21 protein-coding genes and 2 riboswitches are annotated in these 24,574 nt (G+C 63.1%); of the genes, 4 read left to right on the plus strand and 17 right to left on the minus strand.

Annotated elements, in window-relative coordinates:
* Positions 1-3 precede the first annotated feature (3 nt).
* Positions 4-780, plus strand: coding sequence for a 3-hydroxybutyrate dehydrogenase (gene hbdH / locus TK06_RS10330; RefSeq protein WP_063321984.1), 777 nt, complete (start codon positions 4-6; stop codon positions 778-780).
* 190 nt (positions 781-970) lie between these two features.
* Positions 971-2,926, plus strand: coding sequence for an acetoacetate--CoA ligase (locus TK06_RS10335; protein ID WP_063321985.1), 1,956 nt, complete (start codon positions 971-973; stop codon positions 2,924-2,926).
* 43 nt (positions 2,927-2,969) lie between these two features.
* Here the strand turns inward: TK06_RS10335 and TK06_RS10340 are convergent, their stop codons facing one another.
* A complete protein-coding gene (locus tag TK06_RS10340; protein WP_063325130.1) occupies positions 2,970-4,085 on the minus strand; it encodes a PilT/PilU family type 4a pilus ATPase in 1,116 nt (371 codons plus the stop codon).
* Positions 4,086-4,217: 132 nt separating this feature from the next.
* Here TK06_RS10340 and TK06_RS10345 point away from each other — a divergent pair, with 132 nt between their 5' ends.
* Together TK06_RS10345 and TK06_RS10350 are read left to right on the plus strand one after the other, a co-directional pair.
* Entirely contained in the window at positions 4,218-6,755 is a 2,538-nt protein-coding gene (locus tag TK06_RS10345) for a hybrid sensor histidine kinase/response regulator (protein WP_063321986.1), read from the plus strand.
* Positions 6,756-6,803: 48 nt separating this feature from the next.
* Positions 6,804-7,079 (plus strand): peptidylprolyl isomerase, encoded by a 276-nt coding sequence (locus TK06_RS10350; RefSeq protein ID WP_003182808.1) that lies wholly within the window; start codon positions 6,804-6,806, stop codon positions 7,077-7,079.
* A 198-nt stretch (positions 7,080-7,277) separates the two neighbouring features.
* On the opposite strand, the gene TK06_RS10355 is transcribed toward TK06_RS10350, so the two are convergent.
* The 16 genes from TK06_RS10355 to cobW form a co-directional block, all read right to left on the minus strand.
* Positions 7,278-8,195 (minus strand): sugar kinase, encoded by a 918-nt coding sequence (locus TK06_RS10355; RefSeq protein WP_063321987.1) that lies wholly within the window; start codon positions 8,193-8,195, stop codon positions 7,278-7,280.
* 138 nt (positions 8,196-8,333) lie between these two features.
* Positions 8,334-9,551 (minus strand): amino acid deaminase, encoded by a 1,218-nt coding sequence (locus TK06_RS10360; RefSeq protein ID WP_063321988.1) that lies wholly within the window; start codon positions 9,549-9,551, stop codon positions 8,334-8,336.
* Between the two features lie 41 nt (positions 9,552-9,592).
* Positions 9,593-10,357 (minus strand): IclR family transcriptional regulator, encoded by a 765-nt coding sequence (locus tag TK06_RS10365; protein WP_063321989.1) that lies wholly within the window; start codon positions 10,355-10,357, stop codon positions 9,593-9,595.
* 234 nt (positions 10,358-10,591) lie between these two features.
* Entirely contained in the window at positions 10,592-10,978 is a 387-nt protein-coding gene (locus TK06_RS10370) for a RidA family protein (protein WP_063321990.1), read from the minus strand.
* A gap of 25 nt (positions 10,979-11,003) precedes the next feature.
* Positions 11,004-11,795 (minus strand): amino acid ABC transporter ATP-binding protein, encoded by a 792-nt coding sequence (locus tag TK06_RS10375; RefSeq protein ID WP_063321991.1) that lies wholly within the window; start codon positions 11,793-11,795, stop codon positions 11,004-11,006.
* A complete protein-coding gene (locus tag TK06_RS10380; RefSeq protein ID WP_028236639.1) occupies positions 11,792-12,454 on the minus strand; it encodes an amino acid ABC transporter permease in 663 nt (220 codons plus the stop codon). Before TK06_RS10380 ends, TK06_RS10375 begins: the two co-directional genes overlap by 4 nt.
* 9 nt (positions 12,455-12,463) lie before the next feature.
* Entirely contained in the window at positions 12,464-13,126 is a 663-nt protein-coding gene (locus TK06_RS10385; protein ID WP_014338685.1) for an amino acid ABC transporter permease, read from the minus strand.
* A 54-nt stretch (positions 13,127-13,180) separates the two neighbouring features.
* The gene (locus TK06_RS10390) at positions 13,181-14,029 is read right to left on the minus strand and encodes a transporter substrate-binding domain-containing protein (RefSeq protein WP_063321992.1); all 849 of its coding nucleotides are present in this window, start codon (positions 14,027-14,029) and stop codon (positions 13,181-13,183) included.
* 321 nt (positions 14,030-14,350) lie between these two features.
* Positions 14,351-14,692, minus strand: coding sequence for a hypothetical protein (locus TK06_RS10395; protein ID WP_063321993.1), 342 nt, complete (start codon positions 14,690-14,692; stop codon positions 14,351-14,353).
* A gap of 78 nt (positions 14,693-14,770) precedes the next feature.
* The gene (locus TK06_RS10400) at positions 14,771-15,052 is read right to left on the minus strand and encodes a type II toxin-antitoxin system RelE family toxin (protein WP_063321994.1); all 282 of its coding nucleotides are present in this window, start codon (positions 15,050-15,052) and stop codon (positions 14,771-14,773) included.
* Positions 15,042-15,290, minus strand: coding sequence for a type II toxin-antitoxin system Phd/YefM family antitoxin (locus TK06_RS10405; RefSeq protein WP_063321995.1), 249 nt, complete (start codon positions 15,288-15,290; stop codon positions 15,042-15,044). The genes TK06_RS10400 and TK06_RS10405 overlap by 11 nt, the downstream gene beginning before the upstream one ends.
* Before the next feature lie 66 nt (positions 15,291-15,356).
* Positions 15,357-17,003, minus strand: coding sequence for a phospholipase D-like domain-containing protein (locus TK06_RS10410; protein WP_063321996.1), 1,647 nt, complete (start codon positions 17,001-17,003; stop codon positions 15,357-15,359).
* Between the two features lie 53 nt (positions 17,004-17,056).
* Positions 17,057-17,668, minus strand: a complete 612-nt coding sequence (locus TK06_RS10415) for a vWA domain-containing protein (RefSeq protein WP_219737639.1) — start codon at positions 17,666-17,668, stop codon at positions 17,057-17,059.
* Positions 17,669-17,721: 53 nt separating this feature from the next.
* Complete coding sequence (locus TK06_RS10420) at positions 17,722-18,726, minus strand: ATP-binding protein (RefSeq protein ID WP_063321997.1); 1,005 nt, start codon at positions 18,724-18,726, stop codon at positions 17,722-17,724.
* A 174-nt stretch (positions 18,727-18,900) separates the two neighbouring features.
* Positions 18,901-22,674: a cobaltochelatase subunit CobN gene (gene cobN / locus TK06_RS10425; protein WP_063321998.1), complete on the minus strand. Its 3,774-nt coding sequence runs from the start codon at positions 22,672-22,674 to the stop codon at positions 18,901-18,903.
* Between the two features lie 3 nt (positions 22,675-22,677).
* A complete protein-coding gene (gene cobW / locus TK06_RS10430) occupies positions 22,678-23,742 on the minus strand; it encodes a cobalamin biosynthesis protein CobW (protein ID WP_063321999.1) in 1,065 nt (354 codons plus the stop codon).
* 98 nt (positions 23,743-23,840) lie between these two features.
* A riboswitch (cobalamin riboswitch) is annotated at positions 23,841-24,055 on the minus strand.
* 198 nt (positions 24,056-24,253) lie between these two features.
* Positions 24,254-24,476: riboswitch (cobalamin riboswitch) on the plus strand.
* Positions 24,477-24,574: the final 98 nt, after the last annotated feature.

A 24,574-nucleotide genomic window follows, 5' to 3' on the forward strand; every position in this document is an offset into this window, starting at 1 on the left:
CCCATGACAACCACTCTTTCGGGCAAGACCGCCCTGGTCACCGGTTCTACCAGCGGCATCGGCCTGGGCATTGCCCTGAGCCTGGCCAAGGCCGGGGCCAACCTGATCCTCAACGGCTTTGGCGATGCCTCGGCGGTGATCGCCGAGGTGAAACAGTTCGGCGGCAAGGTTGGTCATCATCCGGCCGATGTCAGCGACCCGGCGCAGATCGCCGACATGCTCGCCTACGCCGAGCGCGAGTTCGGCGGCGTTGACATTCTGGTGAACAACGCCGGGATCCAGCACGTGGCCGCCGTGGAAGATTTCCCCGTGGAGCGCTGGGACTCGATCATCGCCATCAACCTGTCCTCGGTGTTCCACGCCACCCGCCTGAGCCTGCCGGGCATGCGCGCCAAAGGCTGGGGGCGGATTATCAACGTCGCCTCGGTGCATGGCCAGGTCGGCTCGGTGGGCAAGGCGGCGTATGTCGCGGCCAAGCATGGGGTGATTGGCCTGACCAAGGTGGTTGGCCTGGAAACCGCCACCAGCAACGTGACCTGCAACGCCATCTGCCCGGGCTGGGTGCTGACGCCACTGGTGCAAAAACAGATCGACGATCGCATTGCCGCCGGCGTCGATCCGCAACAGGCCCAGCATGACCTGTTGGCCGAGAAACAGCCGTCCCTGGAATTCGTCACCCCGCCGCAACTGGGGGAACTGGTGCTTTTCCTATGCAGCGAAGCCGGCAGCCAGGTGCGCGGTGCGGCGTGGAATATTGATGGTGGGTGGCTGGCTCAATAACCCCACAATCCTCTGGCAAACGCGGTTTTGTGGCGAGGGAGCTTGCTCCCGCTGGACTGCGCAGCAGGCCCATTAGGCGGCCGCTACGCAACCGAGCGGGAGCAAGCTCCCTCGCCACAGAAGCGGTTCTCGCCATAAATAACGCCTTGTGCTGCAATGTTTATAAGCCCGAAAAAACAAGAGGCACCCCATGTCCGACATCCTCTGGCAACCCAGCCCCGAACGCATCGCCCAGTCGCGCATGAACGCCTTTCGCCAGTTCGTCAACGCGCGACATCACCTGCAACTGCACGACTACCCCGCCCTGCACGCCTGGAGCATCGACCAGCGCGAAGCCTTCTGGCAGGCCATTGTCGATTTTTTCGAGATCCACTTTCACCAAGCTCCCGACGCGGTACTGGTGGAGGGTGCGCAAATGCCCAGCGCCCAGTGGTTCCCTGGCGCCACCCTGAACTTCGCCGAGCACCTGCTGCGCCGCCGCGATGACGCCGTCGCGGTGGTGGCGCTCGACGAAAACGGCAGCCAGGAACAACTGACCTGGGCCGAACTCGCCGCCCATGTCGCTGGCCTGCAAACAAGCTTGAAAGCTGCCGGCGTCACCCAGGGAGATCGAGTCGCCGCGTGCATGCCCAACACCTGGCAAACCCTGGTGGGCATGCTCGCCACCACCAGCCTGGGGGCCATCTGGTCGTGCTCGTCACCGGACTTCGGCACCCAAGGGGTCATCGACCGGTTCGGCCAGATCGAACCCAAGGTGCTGATCACCTGCGCCGGTTATCGCTACGCGGGCAAGGTCATCGACCAGCGAACCAAGGTCAACGAAATCCTTGAACGTTTGCCGTCATTGCAGCAATTGATCGTGCTGCCTTATGCCCAGCCTGACGCCTGCGTCGAGGACTTCAAGACCCCGGCCGCTGTCGCGTTGTGGAACGACTTTTATCAGAGCGGTGGCGAACCGGCGTTCGTCAGCGTGCCCTTCGACCACCCGCTGTACATCCTGTATTCCAGCGGCACGACCGGCGTGCCGAAATGCATCGTCCATGGCACCGGGGGCGTGCTGCTGCAACACGTCAAGGAACATGGCCTGCACGTCGACCTCGGGCCCGAGGATCGGCTGTTCTACTACACCACCTGCGGCTGGATGATGTGGAACTGGCTGGTGTCGGCCCTCGCCGTGGGCAGCACGGTGGTGCTCTACGATGGTTCGCCGTTCCACCCCGGTCCCGAGCGCTTGCTGGACCTGATCGACCAGCAGCGCATCAGCGTATTCGGCACCAGCCCCAAGTTCCTCGCCGCCCTGGAAAGCGAGGGCCTCAAGCCCCGCCAGACGCACCGTTTGGACAGCCTGAGAGCCCTGCTCTCCACCGGTTCGGCACTGGCGCCCCATAGCTACGATTATGTGTACCGCGACATCAAGGCCGATGTCTGCCTGGCCTCGATGTCCGGCGGCACCGACATTGTGTCCTGCTTCGTCAACGGCAACCCGCTGTCACCGGTGAGCCGGGGCGAAATGCAGGGCAAGAGCCTGGGCATGGCCGTGCAGGTCTGGAACGAGGCCGGCAATCCAGTCATCGGTGAAAAAGGTGAGTTGGTGTGCACCCGGCATTTCCCGGCGATGCCCATTGGTTTGTGGAACGACCCTCGGCAGGAAAAGCTTCGCGCCTCCTACTTCGCCCAGTTTCCCGGCGTGTGGGCCCAAGGCGACTACGCCGAAGAACTGCCCCACGGCGGTTTCCTGATCCATGGCCGCTCCGATGCCGTGCTCAACCCAGGCGGCGTGCGCATCGGCACGGCAGAAATTTATCGGCAGGTGGAAAAAGTCGAGCAAGTGCTGGACTGCGTCGCCATCGGCCAGCGATGGCAGGGCGATGTCCGGGTGGTGCTGTTCGTGCGCCTGCGCGATGGCGTGACGCTGAATGAAGCCTTGGCGCAACAGATCCGCCAGGTCATCCGGGCCAACACCACACCGCGTCATGTGCCGGCGAAGATCCTCGCGGTCAGTGATATTCCACGAACCATCAGCGGCAAGGTGGTGGAGTTGGCGGTGCGCAACGTGGTGCATGGCGAGGCGGTGAAGAACACCGATGCCCTGGCCAACCCCGAGGCGTTGGAGCAGTTTCGGGATCGACCGGAGCTTGCCGACTGAGCGCAACAGGCAGTTTTGTGGCGAGGGGCGGTCCCCGACACGATCAATCCATAAGCCCCCACTCACCCGCCGCCGGATCGGCCGGTGGCACCGCGCCCGACTCGGTATGCAACTTCAACCGCAACCGCAGGTTGTTCGCCGAGTCGGCATTTTTCAGCGCTTCTTCCTCATCGATGGCGCCTTCGACCACCAGGTTGAACAGCGCGTGATCAAAGGTTTGCATCCCCAACTCCTCTGACTTCTCCATGATGCCCTTGAGCTCGCCGAGCTCGTTGCGCCGGATCAGGTCGGCCACCGTCGGCGAGCCCAGCATGACCTCCACCGCCGCTCGCCGCTGGCCGGTGCGGGTACGCACCAGGCGCTGGGAGACAAACGCCTTGAGGTTGTTGCCCAGGTCATTGAGCAATTGCGGCCGACGTTCTTCCGGAAAGAAATTGATCACCCGGTCCAGGGCCTGGTTGGCGTTATGGGCATGCAAGGTGGAAATCACCAGGTGCCCGGTGTCGGCGAAAGCCAAGGCATGCTCCATGGTTTCCCGGTCACGGATTTCGCCGATCAGCACCACGTCCGGCGCCTGGCGCAGCGTGTTTTTCAGGGCTGCATGGAAACTGCGGGTGTCGACACCGACTTCCCGTTGATTGATGATGGATTTCTTGTGCCGATGGATATACTCCACCGGGTCCTCGATGGTGATGATGTGGCCGCTGCTGTTGCGATTGCGGTAATCGATCAGCGCCGCCAGGGAGGTCGACTTGCCCGAGCCTGTCGCACCGACGAACAACATCAACCCCTGTTTCTGCATGATGGTGTCTAAAAGCACTCGAGGCAGTTTCAGGTCTTCGAAGCGCGGGATGTCCAGCTTGACGTTGCGAATCACCATGGACACGTCATTGCGCTGCTTGAAGATATTGACCCGGAACCGCCCGACGCCGGCCAGGGAGATCGCCAGGTTCATTTCCAACTCCCGATCGAACTCAAGGCGCTGTTCGGCGTCCATCAGAGACCCGGCGAGCCTGGCAATGTCGCCGACCTTGAACGCCTCGTTACCCAAGGGTTTGAGCACACCCTCGAAACGCGCGCACGGCGGCGCACCCGTAGACATGTAAAGGTCGGAACCATTCTGGCTCGCCAGGATTCGCAACAACGGATCGATTTCCATGGACTGAAACTTCCGCGAGACATCAATGAAACAAGTTGAGCCGAACATGAAACCCTTCAGACCCGCCCGCACTTACTTTCCTCAAAGGATAGTAGACGCCGTGGTACAGACACGACAGCCAGGGGTCGCCTGATGCACGCGACACCCGCCGGCAGCGATATACAGCGCCTGATCAGCCAGGTGGACTGGGCCCTGACCCCGCTGGGCGCTGCCCACAACTGGCCCCAGAGCCTGCGCACCGCCGTGGACATCATGCTTCATTCGCCCATGGCGATGGCCTTGCTGTGGGGACCGCAGCTGTCCCATCTCTACAACGACGCCTTCGGCCGACTGGCCGGTGACAAGCACCCCCGGGCATTCGGCCAACCGACCCATACAGCATGGCCCGAACTCAAGAGTACGACCGAAGGGATTTATCACCGTGTGTTGCAAGGCCAGACACACTCCTGCCGCGACCAGCAATGGCGCGTACCCTTCGCCGGCCGTCTCTGTGATGTCTGGCTGGACCTGACCTACAGCCCGGTGCGTGACGAAAGCGGCAGCGTCGCCGGCATCCTGGTCACCGCCATCGAGACCAGCGAACGCCGCCGCCTGGCGATGGAGTTCGAACGCCGCTCCGAGGCCAGCCTCAAGGCCCAGCACGAAAGCGAAGAACGCCTGCAATTGGCCCTGGCCGCCGCCGATGCGCTGGGCACCTGGGATTGGGACATCAGCGAAGACCGCTTTATTGCCGATGCACACTTCGCCCTGTTGCATGGCGTCGACCCCAGCCTGTCACGCCAGTTGCCTATCAGTGCCTACCTCGAAGGCGTGCACCCCGAGGACCGGGCGATGGTTGCCCGCAGCATCAAGCACTGCATCACCCATGGCACCGAATACGCCGAGGAGTACCGACTGCTGCAGCCCGACGATGAGTTGCGCTGGGTGTACGTGCGCGGCCGTTGCTACAAGGATCGCCACGGCCGACCCAAGCGTTTTCTTGGCGCGGCGCTGGACCTGACCGAACGCAAGCGCACCGAGCAAGCCCTGCGCCAGAGCCAGACCGAGCTGCAGTTGATCATCAATGCCATGCCGATCCTCATCAGCTACGTGGACCGCGAAGAGCGTTTCCGTCTGAACAATAGCGCTTACCTGGACTGGTACGGCCTGACCCCGCAGGAGCTCTACGGCAAGACCATCCGTGAAGTGCTCGGCGAAGAGGCCTATGCCGCCCGCGCCCAACAGATCGCCGATGCCCTGGCCGGCAAGCCGTGCAGCTTCACCGTGCAGATGGACCATCGCGACGGGCGCCCGCGCCATTCGCTGATCAACTACCTGCCTCGCCATGGCGCGGACGGTGCGGTGAACGGTTTCTACATCTTCGTGATCGACGAAACCGAGAGCCGGAAAACCGAGGAGGCCCTGCGCAACCTCAACGAAACACTGGAAGAACGCGTCATCGCCCGTACCCAGCAACTGGCCGAAGCCAATCACCGCCTGCAAAGCGAGATGTTCGAACGCGAGCGCGCCGAAGAAGCCTTGCGCCATGCGCAGAAAATGGAGGCCGTCGGCCAGCTCACGGGCGGCATTGCCCATGACTTCAACAACATGCTCACCGGCATCCTCGGCAGCCTCGACCTGATGCAACGCTACATCGCCGCCGGCCGCGCCGCCGAGATCGGGCGCTTCACCGAAGCGGCGGTTTCCTCGGCCAACCGCGCGGCGGCCCTGACCCATCGGCTGCTGGCATTTTCCCGGCGCCAGTCCCTGGACCGCAAACCGCTGGACGCCAATGACCTGGTGCATTCGCTCGAAGACCTGCTGAGCCGCACCACCGGCGATCACATCGTGCTGCGGCTGCAACTGGCCAGCGAGCTGTGGCCGGTCAACACCGACGCCAGCCAGTTGGAAAACGCCCTGCTCAACCTGGTGATCAACGCCCGCGATGCCATGCCCGAGGGCGGTGAATTGGTCATCGAAACCGCCAATGTCTATCTCGACGGTACGGACATCAACACCCTGGAGCCGGTCAAGGCCGGGGATTACGTGATGATCGCCGTCAGTGACAACGGCAGCGGCATGACCCCCGCCGTGCTGGCCAAGGCTTTCGATCCGTTCTTCACCACCAAGCCTATCGGCCAAGGCACCGGCCTGGGCTTGTCGATGATCTACGGCTTTGCCCAGCAGTCGGGTGGACACCTCAACCTGGACAGTGTGCCGGGCCAAGGCACACGGGTGCAGTTGTACCTGCCGCGCTTGCACGCTTCGTCAGCCCAACCACCCGAGACACCAGAGACGGTCGTCGTACCGCCCGCCATCGCCGGGGAGACCGTGTTGCTGGTGGAGGATGAACCCGCCGTGCGCATGCTGGTGCTCGACCTGTTGCAAGCCTTGGGCTACACCGCTCTGGAAGCACGGGACGCCATGACGGCCCTGCCCATGCTGGAATCGGACCAGCGCATCGACCTGTTGGTGACCGACGTCGGGCTGCCGGGCATGAATGGCCGGCAACTGGCGGAAATCGCCCGCCAGCACCGCCCGGGGCTGAAAGTGCTGTTCATGACCGGTTACGCGCAGAAAGCCGCCGAACGCCAGGGGTTCCTCGAACAAGGCATGGACATGGTCGCCAAGCCGTTCACCCTGGATCTGCTGGCCAACAAGATCCGGACGATGATCAACCATGGCAACTGACTTGAGGCATAATTGCCGCCCCGTCGCACCGTTCAGGTCACCGCAGCAATGAAAGCCCAAGCCCGCCATATCCTGGTGAAAACCGCCGAAGAAGCCGAACAGCTCAAGCAACGCATCGCCAAGGGCGAAGCCTTCGATGTGCTGGCCAAGAAATACTCCACCTGCCCTTCGGGCAAACGCGGCGGCGACTTGGGTGAGGTAAGGCCGGGGCAGATGGTGGGCGTGATCGATGCGGTGATTTTCAAGAAACCGCTGCGGGTGGTGCATGGGCCGATCAAGAGCAAGTTCGGGTATCACCTGGTGCAGGTGTTCTACCGGGATTGAAATGATGGTGTGTTGCGAACACCGTCCCGGTGGTGAGGGGATTTATCCCCGCTGGACTGCGAAGCAGTCCCAAGACCTGCACCCCGGTGTCTCAGCCCGACTGCGTTCAACCTGCCCGAGGTCGCTTCGCGCCCAACGGGGATAAATCCCCTCGCCACAGCAAGCTCCCTCGCCACAGGAAAGTCCAAACTCGTGCCGTCAGTCCTTGGGCATCAACGCTCCCGGCACCTGGATCACCCGGCTCGCCAACAGATGCCCGGCCTCGGCCGCCTCCACCGGGCTGCCGCCCAGCAAACGACTCGCCAGGTACGCAGCACTGAAGGAGTCCCCCGCCGCCGTGGTGTCCACAACGCGCTCGACCCGCAAGGCAGGAACTTCATAGGACTGGCCGTCGCAACGAATCAGGCAGGCCTCGGCACCGCGCTTGAGTACCACCTCGGGGGTGCCAAGCTGCGCATAGGCGGCGAACACCGCTTCGCTGTCGGCATGACCGAACAATGCCTGCTCGTCCTCTACGGTCAGCAGCGCCAGTTCCACATAGGGCAAGACGCTGCGATACGCCACCCGCGCCGCTTCGATCGAGGCCCAGAGCCGGGGCCGGAAGTTATTGTCGAACACCACCAGCGCCCCGCGCCGACGCGCTTCGACCAGGGTTTCGATGAGTTTGCCACGCCCCTGCTCGCCGAGCACCGCCAGGGTGACGCCGCTGAAATACAGCACCTCGTAATCCGGCAATGCGGCCAGGATCGGCCCGGCGGCCGGGGTGGTAAAACAATCGCGCACCGCCGCCTCGTTGCGCCAGTACAGGAATCGCCGCTCCCCCGCCGCGTCAGTCTGGATGCAATACAAACCCGGCAGGCGTCCAGGCAAGCGCTGGACCCGTTGCAGCCCGATGTTCTCGGCGGCCCAGTTTTCACACATGGCATCGCTGAAACTGTCATCGCCCAGGGCCGTGACGTAATCCACCGTGCCCCTGTCGCCCAAGGCGCGGGCCAGGTACACCGCGGTGTTCAGGGTATCGCCGCCGAAGCTTTGCAGCAGGCTGCCATCGGCGCGTTGTTGCAGTTCGATCATGCATTCGCCGATCAGGGCGATGCGGGGTTTGGGGTTGCTCATGGATGATCCTGATAATTCAGCGGTGTCTGGCAGGCCGCTATCGCGAGCTCGCACACAGGGAGATCACAGATTCTGTATTCACAACAATCCGGTGTGGGAGCGGGCTTGCTCGCGATAGCCGCGACTCGATCTCAAGCCTTAGAAACAAGTCTCCATGCTCTCGACCACCCGCAATTGCTCATCCACCAGGCATCCCACCCGCCACTTGTCGAACGTCAGGCACGGGTGTGAAGTGCCAAACGAAATGATGTCGCCCACACGCAGCTCAACCCCTGCCGCCACATTCATGAACGCATGCTGGTCCATCACCGCCGTCACCTTGCAACCGCTGACATCGTCACCCGTCACCGAATCCGATCCAGGCGTGTAGCGCTTGAGCGGCACCGGTAATCCGGCGTCGTAGGCCACGTCCCGCTTGCCCAGGGCGATCACCGCGAAGCCCGGCTCCGGCAGCGATTGCACATGGGCCCAGACTTCCAGCGCCGGGCGCAGGCCTTCGTGCAAATCGCTGCGCCGCTCCAGCACGCAGCACTGGGCTTCTTTGTAGATGCCGTGGTCATGGGCCACGTAGCTGCCGGGACGCAACACGCTGAGGAAACGCCCATGGGCATTCTGGGCTTCGAAGGATTCGGCGATCAGGTCGTACCAGGCCGACCCCGAGGCGGTGATGATCGGTTTGTCGATGGCGAACGCGCCGTTGTCCTGCAACTGCACCGCCAACCGCACCAGGGACGCTGCGAACGCACGAATGCCACTGATGGCGTGGTCACCGTGGATCACCCCTTCGTAGCCTTCGATACCGGTCAACGCCAACGCCGGTTGCGCCTGGATCGCCTCGGCCAGGGCCAACACCTCGGCTTCGGTCCGGCAGCCACAACGACCGCCGACCACGCCGTACTCGATCATCACGTTCAGCTTCATACCGCGCGAGGCGAAGAACGCCCCCAGGTCCGCGACGTTGTCCGGATGATCGACCATGCAATGGAATTCGAACGCCGGGTCAGCCAGCAGATCGGCAATCAGCGCCATGTTTGGCGTGCCCACCAATTGGTTGGCCATCAACACCCGACGCACGCCATGGGCGTAAGCGGCACGAGTCTGCACGGCACTGGCGAGGGTCAGGCCCCAGGCACCGGCATCGAGCTGGCGTCGAAACAGCGCCGGGGTCATGCTGGTCTTGCCGTGGGGGGCCAGTTCGGCGCCGCTGTCGGTGACGAACGCTTGCATCCAGCGAATGTTGTGCTCCAGCGCCGCGCGGTGCAACACCAGTGCCGGCAGGCTGACGTCCTTGAGCAAATGAGCGCCGACGGTGGCCGCACCCTTCTCTACGCCAGCATTGGGAATGACAGAAGACATGTTGGTACTCCTCGCACGCGACCGCTCGCAGCCGCGGTTATCTATTCATTGATGCGCCGGGCCAGGTTGTTGGCGCTTTCGATCAGCACCCGGCGGTAGTCGGCGTAATTGTTCTTGGCGTCGGCCCGTGGGGCGACGATGCACAGGGTGGCGATGGCCACGCCGTCGGGGTTTTTGACCGGTGCGGCAAAGCAGTGGGTGAAGGTGTCGGCGACACTGTCGAAGGAGAAAAAACCATCGATGCCGGCCTGGCGGATTTCCTTGAGGAATTGCTCCAGGGGCAAGCGATCGCCGTCCGGCAAAATGAAGTCGTCAGGGTCGATCAGATCGACGATCTGCTGGTCACTCAAATGCGCCAGCAGCAGACGCCCGGACGCCGTCCACGGGATTGGCGCGTTTTCCCCGATGTCCGATGAAATGCGAAAATGCCGCTCGCCTTCCTTCATCAGCGCGACGGTGTATTTGCGCCCGTTGAGCAGGCACATCTGCGCCGTTTCCCGGGTCTGGCGCACGATCTCCTGCAAAGCCTGGTCAGCCTCGCGGCTCAGGTCGAAATGCCGCAGGTGCGCCTGCCCGAGAAAGTACAACTGGCGGCCCAGGTAGACATGGCCGTCCTTGCCCACCGGCTCGAGGATGCGCCGCTCCAGCAGCGACGCCACCAGTTCATAGACCGTGGACTTGGGGCTGCCGATGCCGCTGGCAATATCGTTCGGGCGCAGCGGCTGGCCGATTTCCTTGAGAAAATCGAGGATATCGAACGCCCTATCCAATCCTCGGGCCCGGCGTTTGATGGTGTCTTCGGTCATGTCTTTGGTTCCCAATCAGTTCGCCGCGAGTGTAACCAGACTGCAAGCTGTTCACAGATTTTGTGGCGAGGGGATTTATCCCCGCTGGGCCGCGAAGCGGCCCAAATAAACCTGCCTACGATCCAGCTTGACACTTCGCTGTAGCTTGTTTGGGGCTGCTGCGCAGCCCAACGGGGATAAATCCCCTCGCCACAGGGTTCCCGTCACGGCATCACGGCTCGCCCGCAATGGGCCTCACTTCTTCTTGTAGGCCACACAATCGATCTCGACCTTGCAATCGACCATCATGCTTGCCTGCACACAGGCCCGGGCCGGGGCGTGTTCCGGGCTGAAGTACTCGCTGAACACTTTGTTGAAACTCCAGAAATCCCGCGGGTCATCCAACCACACGCCGCAGCGCACCACGTCCTTGAGGTCGTAACCGGCCTCCTGGAGAATCGCGATCAGGTTCTTCATGGTCTGGTGGGTCTGCTCGACGATCCCGCCGACAATGATCTCGCCGTTCACCGCCGGCACCTGGCCGGACACGTGCAGCCAGCCATCGGCTTCCACGGCGCGGGCGAATGGCCGTGGCTGACCGCCGCCTGCGGAGCTGCCGGTGCCGTAGCGCGTAATGCTCATGGGTGTTTCTCCTTACTGAATAAAATTAAAAACGGGTGTTCTTGAGGAATTCCGCCAGGCGTGGCGACTGTGGCCGTTCGAACAATTCCTTCGGCGGCCCCTGTTCTTCGATGCGGCCCTGATTCATGAACACGATCTTGTCGGAGACCTCGAAGGCAAAGCGCATTTCGTGGGTCACCAGCAGCATGGTCATGCCGTCTTCGGCCAGGCCCTTGATCACGTTCAGCACCTCGCCGACCAGTTCCGGGTCCAGGGCCGACGTGACTTCGTCGAACAGCATCAGGCTGGGGTTCATCGCAATCGCCCGGGCAATCGCCACGCGCTGCTGCTGGCCGCCAGACAACTGGCCGGGAAAGTGATCGCGCCGCTCCAACAAGCCCACCCGCTCCAGCCATTTCTCGGCCAGGGCCACCGCTTCATCCTTGGGCAGTTTTTTCACCTTGAGCAGGCCCAGGGTGACGTTCTGCAACGCGGTCAAATGCGGGAACAGGTTGAATTGCTGGAAGGCCATGCCGGTCATGGCGCGATGCCGGGCGATGACTTTTTCTGGATGGCGCACACGCTTGCCGTCGATGTCGTCGTAACCGATGGACTCGCCGTCGAGCATGATCTGCCCGCCCTGGAATTCCTCGAGCATGTTCACGCAGCGCAGCAGCGTGGTCTTGCCCGAACCGCTGGAGCCGATCAGCGTGACCACGTTGCCGCGCTGCATGCTCAGGTCCACGCCCTTGAGCACTTCCAGCGGGCCGTATTGTTTGCGCAGGCCGCGAATGTCCAACAGCGGTTGGGTGTTGGAAGGAGTCGAAATATCAGTCATGGCAAGGCCACCCGCTTTTCAATGTGCCGTCCGAGCAATTCGATGGCGTAATTGATGATGAAAAAGAGAAACCCGGCGAACAGGTAAAACTCCAGGGTCATGAAGGTCCGGGCGATGATCTGCTGGGTGCTGAGCAGCAATTCGGCGACGCCGATCACCGACAGCAGGGTCGAGGCCTTGACGATCTCGGTGGAGGAATTGACCCAGGTCGGCAAGATTTGCCGCAAGGCCTGGGGCAACAGCACATAGCCCAGCGACTGGTAAAACGTCAGGCCGATGGCCTGGCTCGCCTCCATCTGCCCACGGGGCAATGCCTGCAAGGCCCCGCGCACGATCTCGGCCACGTGGGAGCCGCAGAACAGCGTCAAGCCCAGCACGCCGGCCTGGAACGCGCCGATCTGCCAACCCAGGGCCGGGGCCATGTAGAAGCAGGCCAGCACCAGCACGAACACCGGCGTGCCGCGGATCAGGTCGACATAGAAACGAAACGGCGCGCGCATCCAGGTCCGGCCATAAGTCAGCACTAGCCCGGCCACCAGACCGATCAGCGTGCCCAACACAATCGCCAACAGCGAACACTGCACACTGGTCAGGAAGCCGGCCCACAGGGTATCCCGGGCGACCCATAACTCATGCAACCAACTGGGTGATTCGTACATGGGACACTCCTAACGGCGGATCGCCAGGCGCTGCTCGAAATATCGCAGCAGCATGGCAATGAGGTAACAGGCCGCGACATACAGGGCCGTGGTCACCAGCCAGGTTTCGATCACCCGGTAGCTCTCCACGTTGATCTTGCGGGCGTAATAGGTCAGCTCCGGCACGGCAATCGCCGCCGCCAGGGAGGTGTCCTTGAACAGCGAAATGAAGTTGTTCGACAGGGCTGGCAATACGTTGCGCAGCATCACCGGCACGGTGACGTAGGCTTTCACTTGCCACTCGCCCAGGCCGATGGCCAAGCCCGCCTCCCGCTGTCCCTTGTGAATGCTCAACAGTCCGCCGCGAAACACTTCGGTCAGGTAGGCCCCGGCGTACAGCGAGAGGGTGATGACGAACGACGGCAGCTTGTCCAGGCGGATGCCCAGGCTCGGCAAGGCGAAGTAGATCAGCAGGATCAACACCAGGATCGGCGTATTGCGGATCACCGTGACATACACCGACGCCAGCACCCGCAAGACCCGATGCTTGCTCAGCAGCGCAAACGCCATCGCCAGGCCAATCACGCAACCGATGGCGATCGACACCAACGCCAGGGAAAGCCCCAGGCCAAGCCCCGCCAGCAGCGTGTCGAAATCGCGCCAGACGGCGGCAAAGTTCAACTGATAATTCATGGTCGGCAGTACCTTCGACGAAGCGCCCGCAAGGGGCGCCCCGGGCTCACAGGGTCATTTGAATTCAACGGGGAAACCGATCGCTGGCGACGGCAGCTCGACGCCGAACCACTGCTTGAACGACGCCGCATAGGTGGGGAATTCCACGCCGGTCATGGCTTCATGCAAGGTAGTGTTGACGAAGTTCAGCCAGTCCTGGTCGCCGCGCTTGACCGCGCAGGCGTAGGTCTGTGGGCTCCAGGCGTAGGCCGGGCTGCGATAACGGCCGGGGTTCTGCACCATCAGGTATTTGACCGAGGACTGGTCGGTGGCGGCGGCATCGGCGCGGCCGGAGTTCACTGCCTGGTACATCAGGTCGACGCTGTCGTACTGGTCGACCTTGGCCTTGGGCAGCGCCTGGTGCACCAACTCCTCGGCGTAGACGTTCTGCAGCACCGCCACGGTGACGTCATCGCCCGCTGCCTTGAGGTCTTCGATTTCCTTGTACTTGCTGTTGGCCGGCAGCAGCAGGCCCACGCCTTCGCGGTAGTACGGCAAGGTGAACGCCACTTGCTGGGCGCGGCTGGCGGTGACGGTGATGAACTGGCAGCTCATGTCGACCTTGTCGGTCAACAGGTTGGGGATGCGCGCATCGGAAGACTGCACCACGAACTCGACCTTCTCCGGGTCGTTGAACAGGCCTTTGGCGACCATCCGCGCGATATCGATATCAAAGCCCTGCAACTTGCCATCCGCTCCCTGGAAGTGCCACGGCGCATTGGTACTGCCCGTGCCCACGATCAATTTCCCCCGCTGCAGCACGCTATCCAGCTTGCTGTCGGCCGCCTGGGCGACACCCACGGCAGCCACCGTGGCCGCGAAGAGAAAAACACATGTTTTGAACAAGGAAGGTCGGCGTTGCATGGCAAGCACTCCAGATTGAGTTTATTCCGCTATACCGGAACATGGTATGTAACAACGGAATAGACAGCAGAAAGTGTGCCACAGGCTTGGAGCGCATGGGTGAGAAAATGGAAAGTCAGGGAAATCAGGGAGATGGGAAAAACAGACCTGCGGGCAGCAGCGTCCGCATGCGAAGAGTGTTGCTACCGTTGGCTACGAGGCACGGGTAACAAGGCCCCAAACCGGGTACCCGGCGCACCGAAACGGAGCCACGCTGGAGTTGTAAATGGATACCCTGTGGGAGCGAGCTTGCTCCCACCATTGTTCGGCGGTGTACCTGGGCTATTTGCGCTTGTAGCTCTTGCTGCCGCCAGGTGTGAGGCAATAGACCCCGCCCCGAGGCCCGACGCAGTAATTGCCACTGCCGCACTGGCAACCGTCGGCGGACTTGAGCAAGGATTGCGGCCGAGCCTCGTTGCGAAGCCCCAGCACAGCGGAACAGGACTTCTTCGAAGCACTGATCGAGCCGTCGTTGCACAGGAAGGTATCGCCATCACACCCGGCGATCCCCCCTTTGCGGCCGGAACACGGTTGATTGGCGGCAAGGGCCGAAGTGCCCAGGACCAACAACAGGATCGCGACACAGGTGCGAAGTAAAGCGGACGTTCCGTGACAGAGGTTCATGGCAGCTTCCTGGCTGATAGATGGCTCTATGCTAGCACTGGAAAGAGTTCCACAAACGCTATCGGGAAAATTTGGCCATCACCGCCTGGCTGCCTCGTCATAAACCTGGCCGCGCTCACGCTTACCCACTGCAATCACCGTGACGACCAACACATCATCTACCACGCGGTAAACCAATCGATAACCCGCACTGCGCAGCTTAATTTTATAAGCGTTGCCCAACCCGGCGAGACGGTCGGCCGGGACATGCGGATTCACCAGTCGCTCTTCAAGCTTTTTTTTGAATTGCTCCCTGAGTGTTGCCCCCAATTTCTGCCATTCCTTCCATGCCTTATCGGAAAATTCCAACTCATAGGTCATCGAGAGAAACCTTGATCGTTGGATCGTTTTCACGCTCGCGGCAAAGAGCAGCCAACTCCATGTCCTCAAGCCGGTCCATCATGGCTTCATATTCCCTGGCAGGGACGCAATAGAACGCGGGCTCATTACGATTGAGGATCGCTACAGATAATCCTCCACCGGCAGCAACGGTGCCCATTGGGTTTTTCTTGAGTTCAGAAATGCTGGCGACTACTTGGGAAAGCACGATATGTGTCATGAAACGAGTCCTTGAGTACTCTTAATAGCGCTCAAAATAGCACTCTAAAACACCCCTTGCCACTGTTCAGCGCCCGCAAAACCTCACCCTGGACAACATCCGCAAATCCCCCTCGCGGTAATAGTCATCACTCCAGCTGTCATCCACCGCCAGTGGCTTGACCTGCTTGAGGGCGAGTTTTTTCGCAAAGTAGCGAAAGCGGTAATGCTCATAGAAACGCAGCAATTCCAATCCGTAGCGGTCGGCCAGGTCGGTGTCGCCCTGGATGATCAGGTAGTTCTCGTCGTTGCCGCTGCTGGCGGCAGCGCTGAGGTTGTGGCTGCCGCTGATGATGGTCGGCGTGTCGCTGGTGAAGTCGGTGACGATGGCCTTGGTGTGCACCAGCAGGTTGCCCTTCTGGCCTTTCATGTTTTCCTTGAGCCAGCCTTCCAGGCCGGTGTTGAGCAGTGCGGTGGCGGCGAATTCAGCGGTGCGGTCGGCATGGAAGCCGGTGATGCGGCTCTTGGTGTTTTGCAGGCCGTAGCGCAGCACGTCGTCATTGGGTTGGCCGAGCACGGCGTCAAGAATCCGGTCGGGCAAGACGAATGCGGTGACGAACAACAGGTCCTTTCGAGCCGCGTTGATGATGTCGACGAAGCGGTCCAGGTCGCCCTCTCCCGTGCGTGGCGAAAAACCGATGAACAACTGTTCCTCCGGGACCATGGGATTGTTCTGATTGATCCACTCACGGGTGGTCCCGACGTCCTGCGGTATGGCCCAGATCTGCTCGAACACCTGGCGATAGCCGTCGCTCACCCGCGGATCGTCCAGCACATGAACCACATTGGCCTGGCGGTAGACGCCGTTGGCGGTGAAGTTGGTACTGCCGCACAACACCGCCTCCGGCTGTAACGCACCGCCGCCATCGACCTTGCTCAACACAATGAACTTGTCGTGGAAAATGTTGTGAGTGACCCGTCCACGCTTGTTGGCCGCCGGCAGTTTTTCGAGGTTGGCTTCGTTGCGCAGCGTGGTGTCGTCGCCTGGCTCGGCGTGGTAAAGCACGCGAACCTGTGCGCCGCGCGCGTGAGCGGCGTTGACTGCGTCGACGATCACCGGCAATTCGTATTCATAGATGGCGACATCCAGGGCCCAGTGGGCATCCAGCGCCCGGTCGATGAAACCGGTCAAGCGCCCCAGCAAGCCGTTTTCCAACCAACGGCGCGGGGCATCGGGCCAGTCATCGATGGACAGGTTTTTGTTGGCACTAATCAAAGCGTCCACTTCGGGAAACTTGCGCTGGAACGCCTGGCTGGCGGCCACGGCCCGATTGAATATCACTCGCTGGTTGGTTGGCTGACCGTCGTCGCTGGTGACCGTGACGGCCAGGAATTCGCCCAACTGCGGTGCGTCGGGACTGCCATAAGCCAGGTGCACGCGGTAGTGGATCGTCACACCGGGGTTGACGGCGTAGTCGGCCCAGCGAAATTTCTGCAACGGCGCCTTGTCGCTGGGGGTGGCGTGGAACTGGGGAAAGGTGTGGGCCTTGTCGGGGAAGGTCAGGCTGTTGAACAGGAACAGCCAGGGTTTGTCGCCCTGCTGCTTCTCGATGGCAAAGCCCAGCAAGCCCTTGCGCCGGGGTTCGGCCAGGTCCATGGCAAGCAGTACGCCGTTGGTGCCGGCATAGGCCTTGACCCGAAAATCGTCCTGGGCGTTGGTGACGAGTACGCGCATGGTTCACTCCTGTGAGGGGCTGCCTGAGCATAGTGCAGCAATCAATGCTTATCTCAGCCAGGTGACTCTGCATCAATATGCCAATACTCAGCCTGCAACTGTCCCGCCAACTGCCGGGCCCGGCCCAGGCGGATCGGGCCTCTCTCGATGTCGATCAACAGGCATGGGCAATCGAGAAGCGGCGGTGAAAGCCCCTCCTTGACTCGTCCGTCGGTCATCACCAACACCCGTTGCTGCTCCGCCGGGTAGCGCTTGCGGCGCGCCACCAGCCAGCGCCCGGCCTCGTTCAGCGCCGCCAGCAACGGCGTTCCGCCACCGGCACCCAACCCATCGAGCCAGGCGCGCAGGCCCGCCGAGGCCTTGAGCCCTTGCACCTGCCAATTGGGGAGCGTGCCGCTGGCCGTCAACAGCGCCAAGCGCGCGCGTTGTCGGTAGGCGTCGTCGAACAACTGCGCCAGCAGGCCCTTGCCGTCACTCAAGGCGCGATGACGCCGGGTCGAAGCCGACGCATCGACGATGACCAGCCACAGCTCATGGGGAGACCGATGACGACCGTGCCAGCGCAGGTCCTCACGCAGGCGCGGTCGGCCATGGAGCAACGTCCCCGGCCAGTTCACCGCACCGCTGGCCGCGGCTTTGCTCCGGCCCTGGCGTCCTTGCTCCAACTGTCCTGCACGGGGTCTGGCATTCGCCCCCGCCGTTGAACGAGGGCGAATGCCTAAGGCTTTTTTGGCCAGCTCGGCACATCACGCCGGGCACCGGTCGGCAATGCCCGGGCCGGCAGGTCGCCCCACTGGCCTTGGCCTTCGTTGGGTTCAGCAGTTTTTTCCGCGCCGGTCGGCGCCTGGGACGGTGCCGGTGCCGGTGCCGAATGCCCGCGCCGCCGGTGCCGCAAGGCAAACTCGGCGACCGCATCGATGTCGCCATCCGCGATGGCATCCGCCCCACGCCACGCGGCATGGGCCCGGGCCGCCCGCAGCCAAACCAGGTCGGCGCGCAAGCCATCGACCCCGGCGGCAAAACAGCGCTCGGTGATCTGCGCCAGTGCGGCATCATCCAGCGCGATCCCGGCCAACCGGTTGCGCGCCTGCTGGCAGCGTTCACGCAACTGCTGTTGGGCGCTCTCCCACTGCGCGCAGAACGCCGCCGGATCACTGTCGAAATCCAACCGCCGGCGAATGATCTGCCCGCGCTCAGTCGGCGCGGTGTGACCGTCGAGGGCCACGTTCAAACCGAAACGGTCGAGCAACTGCGGGCGCAGCTCGCCTTCTTCCGGGTTCATGGTGCCGATCAGCACAAAGCGCGCCGGATGCCGATGGGAAATGCCGTCACGCTCGATCAGGTTGGTGCCGCTGGCGGCCACGTCCAACAGCAGGTCCACCAGATGATCGGGCAGCAGGTTCACTTCATCGACGTACAACACGCCACCGTCGGCCTTGGCCAACACGCCGGGAGAAAACTGCGCGCGCCCCTCCCCCAGCGCTGCGTCCAGGTCCAGGGTGCCCACCAGCCGCTCTTCGGTAGCACCAAGGGGCAAGGTGACGAACTGACCGCTGGCCAGCAAGTCCGCCAGGCCCCGGGCCAAGGTGGACTTGGCCATGCCCCGCGGACCTTCGATCAGCACACCGCCGATTTTCGGATCGATCGCGGCCAGGCACAGGGCCAGTTTCAGGTCATCGGCGCCGACCACGGCGGAGAGCGGGAAATGGGGAGTGTGAGTCATGCTGAAGGTCTCATGAATGTGCGAGGTTCCCCTGTGGCGAGGGAGCTTGCTCCCGCTGGGGCGCGAAGCGGCCCCCAGAACCTGAGGTCCCAGTGCCCTTCCAGAACGACGACTGCTGCGCAGCCGAGCGGGAGCAAGCTCCCTCGCCACAAGTGCGCGCCTGTTGTCCTCATTTCAGCCATCCTCCTCAATGTCCAACAACAAATTCTCCAACGCCTCGCGGTACTCCCCCGGCGCCTGCCACATCCCCCGCTGCTGCGCTTCGAGCATGCGCTCGGTCATGTCCCGCAGGGCGTCGGGGTTGTGCTGGCGGACGAAATCCCGGGTGTCCGGGTCGAGCAGGTAGGCATCGGCCAGCAAGGCGTACTGGTGATCGTCGATCAGCTGCGTGGTGGCGTCGAAGGCGAACAGGTTGTCCACCGTCGCCGCCAGTTCGAACGCGCCTTTATAGCCGTGACGCTTCACGCCATCGATCCACTTCGGATTCGCTGCGCGGGAACGGATGACACGGTTGAGCTCTTCCTTCAGGGTGCGGATCTTGGGCAAGTCTGGCTGGCTGTGATCGCCATGGTAACTGGCCGCCGCGACTCCACCGAGAGTCTCCACCGCCGCCAGCATGCCACCCTGGAACTGATAGTAATCATTGGAATCGAGCAGGTCATGCTCGCGGTTGTCCTGGTTCTGCAACACCGCTTGCACCTGGCTCAGACGTCGGGAGAACGGCTCCCGGGCGGCGGTGCCTTCATCGCTGGCGCCGTAGGCGTAACCGCCCCAGTTCAGGTACACCTCGGCCAGATCCTCGCGGCTCTGCCACAAGCGCCCATCAATCGCGCCCTGCACGCCCGCGCCATAGGCCCCGGGCTTGGCGCCGAAGATCCGCCAGCCGGCTTGGCGCGCCGCCGCTTCCGGCTCCAGGCCCGACGCCAACAAGGCCTCACGTTCGCCGCGGACCTTGGCCGCCAAGGGGTTCAGGTCGTCCGGCTCATCAAGGGCGGCGACGGCCTGCACGGCGGCATCGAACAAACGGATCAGGTTGGCAAAAGCATCGCGGAAGAACCCGGAGACCCGCAGCGTGACATCGACCCGTGGTCGGTCCAGCAGGCTCAACGGCAGTATCTCGAAATCATCGACCCGCTGGCTGCCCGTGGCCCACACTGGACGCACGCCCATCAGCGCCATGGCCTGGGCAATATCATCGCCACCGGTGCGCATGGTGGCGGTGCCCCACACCGACAGGCCGAGCTGGCGCAGGTGATCGCCATGGTCCTGCAGGTGCCGTTCAAGGATCAGGTTCGCCGATTGGAAACCGATGCGCCACGCCGTGGTGGTCGGCAGGTTGCGCACGTCCACCGAGAAGAAATTGCGTCCGGTGGGCAACACGTCGAGGCGCCCGCGACTCGGCGCACCGCTGGGGCCGGCGGGCACGAAGCGCCCGTTCAAGGCATCGAGCAGGCCACGGATTTCCGCCGGACCGCAGGCGTCCAGGCGCGGGGCCACGACGGAGCGCAGGTTTTCGATGATGCTGGCCACCGTCTCCCAGCCCGGCGCATTGAGCTGCTCGACCCCACCGTCCAGTGCTTGCTCGATCAACTGCGCGGCGAACAATTCCAGGCGCTCGCGCGTATCGCCGGCGGTGCGCCAAGGCTCGGCGCTGACCCGGCGCAACGCCTCGGGACACTCGCCGGTCCAGGGCTCGGCCAAGGCACAATCCAGCGGATCGAAACCCAGCCCGAACGCCTTGGCCAGCGCCCGCAACAGACTCGACTGCGCGCCCTTGCCGTCGCCCCGGGGAATGCGCAGCAACGCCAGCAAGGTGTCGATGCGCAGCCGTCCGCTGGGCGACTCGCCAAAAATATGCAGGCCGTCGCGAATCTGCGACTCCTTCAAGTCGCACAGGTAAGTGTCCAGGCGCGGCAGCCAGATCGCCGCATCGGCGTCACTGTCCAGGGCCGCGTCCAGTTGCAGCTCGCGGTCGATGTGCGTCTCGCGCACCAGGTTGAGGATGTCCCGTTGCAGCTCCCGGGCGCGACGCGGATCGAGCAATTGCGCCTCGTAGTATTCGTCGGCCAACAGCTCGAGGTTGCGCAGCGGTCCGTAGGTTTCAGCCCGGGTCAGCGGCGGCATCAAATGGTCGATGATCACCGCCTGGGTGCGACGCTTGGCCTGGGCGCCCTCACCCGGGTCGTTGACGATGAACGGATAGATGTTCGGTAGCGGCCCCAGCAGCGCGTCCGGCCAGCAACTCTCCGAGAGCCCGACGCCCTTGCCCGGCAGCCACTCAAGGTTGCCGTGCTTGCCAACGTGAATCACCCCGTGCACGCCGTAGGTGTTGCGCAACCAGAAATAAAACGCCAGGTAACCGTGGGGCGGCACCAGGTCCGGGTCGTGGTACACCGCACTCGGATCGACCTGGTAACCCCGGGCCGGCTGGATCCCGACGAACGTCAGGCCCAGGCGCAGGCCGGCGACCATCAGGCGACCGTCACGGAACATCGGATCGTTCTCGGGCGTACCCCAACGGTCCAGCACCGCTTGGCGATTGGCCTCCGGCAGCGCGTCGAACATGGCCTGATAGGCATCGAGGGCCAGGCTCTGGTGACATGGCCGCAGGTCGAGGCTGTCCAGGTCGTTGCTGACACCACCGAGCAACTGCTGGATCAACGCGGTACCGTTCCCAGGCAAATCAGGCGGCAGCGGATACCCCTCGGCCTGCATGGCCCGCAGGATATTCAACGCCGCTGCCGGGGTGTCCAGGCCGACGCCATTGCCGATGCGCCCATCCCGGGTCGGGTAGTTGGCGAGGATCAACGCCACACGTTTTTCTGCGTTGGGCAAACGCGCCAATGTTGTCCAGCGCCGCGCCAGCTCGGCGACAAAATCCATGCGTTCAGGCACAGCCCGATAACAGACCACGTCGCTCTGGCTGCGCTCGCTGCGCCAGGCCAGGTCCTTGAAGCTGATCGGGCGACTGATGATCCGCCCGTCCAGCTCCGGCAAGGCAATGTGCATCGCCAGGTCTCGCGGGCCCAGGCCCTGCTCGCTTGCACGCCAGCCCGGTTCGTTGTCCTGGGCACAGATCGCCTGGATCACCGCAATGTTGCGACGGAACGGTCGCAGGTGCGGCGCTTCCGGGCTGGATTGGGCGAAGCCGGTGGTATTGAGGATCACCCCGGCCTCCACCGCGTCCAGCCAGTCTTCGACCAGCGCCAGGCAACCGGGCTCCTTGAGGCTCGCCACGGCAATCGGCAGCGGATTGAGCCCCGCCGCTTGCAGGCGCTGACAAAACACGTCGATGAACGCGGTGTTCGCCGCTTGCAAGTGGGAGCGATAAAACAGCACCGCCGCCACCGGTTGTCCGGCCTGCCAGTCGGCTTGCCAATCGTCGAGGCTGGCGCTGGTTTTCGCCGGGTGATAGATGGCCGTGCGTGGCAGGACTTGCGGTTCGGCCCACGGATAATCGCGGCCGAACCATTGGCTGCCGAGGTTGTGAAACAGGTCCAGGGCATTGCCCAGCCCGCCCTGGCGCAAGAACTGCCAGAGCCGATCGCGGTCCTCGAAGGGCACGTTGCTCAGGTCGCTGAGTTCCGGGTCCGGACGATCATCCCCCGGCACCAGGATCAGCTTCACCCCGCGCCCGGTCAGTTCCATCAGGCGCTCGATGCCGTAGCGCCAATAGCCGATGCCGCCGTGCAACGACAACAGGATGACCTTGGCGTGGCGCAGCACGTCTTCGAAATACAGATCCACCGAGGCGTGGTTCTGCACCTGCATCGGGTTGGCGAGGCGAAACTCGGGATAATCGCCCGGCAACTGCTTCGCCGCTTCGGCCAGCAGCGCCAGGCTGGAGTCGCCACTGCACAGGATCACCAGCTCGGCGGGGGTTTGCCCCAGGTCGGCAATGTTGTCATCCGACACGAAACCGCCGGGCTGGGTCCTGAGCAGGTGCATGGCTTAGGCGCCGAGGGCGGCGCGCAACTGCGCTTCGAGCAGCGCGGCGTCGAGCGCCTGGCCGATCAGCACCAGGCGGGTGACCCGCGCTTCCTCGGCGCCCCACTGGCGGTCGAAATGCTTGTCGAAACGCGTCCCGACGCCCTGGATCAACAGGCGCATCGGCTTGTTCGGGATCGCCGCGAAACCCTTGACCCGCAGTACGCCGTGCTGGACCACCAGTTGCGTCAGCGCGTCGAGCAACAGGCTTTCGTCGGCCTGGGGCAGCTCGATGGAGATGGAATCGAAGGCATCATGATCGTGGTCGTCATCGTCGCCGTCATGGTGGTGATCGTGATGGCTGTGGCGGCCGTCGATGTGTTCTTCGGAACCGGCGTCCAGGCCAATCAGTACGTCCAGCGGCAGGCGACCGCTGCTGGCTTCGATGACCTTGACCGCCGGCGGCAACTCTTCGGCGACTTCCAGGCGAACCTTGGCCAGGTCTTCAGGGCTGATCAGGTCCGCTTTGTTGAGGATCACCAGGTCGGCGCTGGCCAATTGGTCGGCGAACAGCTCATGCAGCGGTGATTCGTGGTCCAGGTTCGGGTCGAGTTTGCGCATGGCATCGACCTGGTCCGGGAAGGCCGCGAAGGTACCCGCGGCCACGGCCGGACTGTCGACCACGGTGATCACTGCGTCGACGGTGCAGGCGCTGCGGATTTCCGGCCATTGGAAGGCCTGGACCAGCGGCTTGGGCAAGGCCAGGCCGGAGGTTTCGATGAGGATATGGTCGAGGTCGCCACGCCGGGCCACCAGTTCGCGCATCACCGGGAAGAATTCTTCCTGCACCGTGCAGCACAGGCAGCCGTTGGCCAGTTCATAGACGCGGCCGTTGGCTTCTTCTTCGGTACAGCCGATGGAACACTGCTTGAGGATCTCGCCGTCGATGCCCAGTTCGCCGAACTCGTTGACGATCACGGCGATACGCCGGCCCTGGGCGTTGTCGAGCATGTGACGCAGCAAGGTGGTCTTACCCGAGCCGAGGAAGCCGGTGACGATGGTGACGGGGAGTTTGGCCAGTGTTTTCATCGGATGCCCTTTGGCAAGGTGGCGGGCAAACGGGACGACAACCGCTGGCACAGGCGCGCGCGGAAGATTTCGCCACCGGATCACCCCGCCCGGTTGTAGTGAGAATCTGTGTCGAGGCAGGTCTCCTGGCTGACGGTGGGCCAATCTTTCGACTGGCAATTGCTGCGCCTTCCCGTGCGCCCGTTTAATAAGGGCATGCACAGTGGCCTTGCAGAAACAGCACCGTTCACAGTTGCGGGGGCAGCCGCGGCTTGGACCGCGTTCCCTTCTTAGCTCCGGCACGTGCCGAAGAACCTCGAAGGCGCAAGGCTACGCAGGGTGTGGGGGCGGGTCAATCTCCGCAAGTAAGATGCAGGATGCTGTTGTGGCGAGGGAGCTTGCTCCCGTTGGGCAGCGCAGCGCCCCCCGGCTCTTTACGGTCGCTGCGCAACCGAGCGGGAGCAAGCTCCCTCGCCACAACAGCCCGCTCGTCGGCCCTTGTACATTGACGGCCCCGCCCCGCCCATGCTCTCCTGTGCGCCTAGTTACGGGTGCCCTTCACAGGGTGAAACGGGAAACCGGTGAATCGTGTGCTTTACTTCAAGGCCACGTCAGTCCGGTGCTGCCCCCGCAACGGTAAGCGAGCGAAGCGTCTGAACCACTGTGTCCCAGGACATGGGAAGGTGACGCTTGCAGGCCAGGCGCAAGCCCCGCCCCTCGCGAGCCCGGAGACCGGCCCATGACTCATGCATCAACAACCCGCGGTGGGCGGGCGCTGTTCGAACCCTGGCGGGCCTTCGCCTGGAGTTTCATCGCGCTCGAATCACCCACTGAACAAGAACAGAGGGAAGCG

Source organism: Pseudomonas fluorescens (assembly GCF_001623525.1).
Lineage (GTDB): Bacteria > Pseudomonadota > Gammaproteobacteria > Pseudomonadales > Pseudomonadaceae > Aquipseudomonas > Aquipseudomonas fluorescens_Q.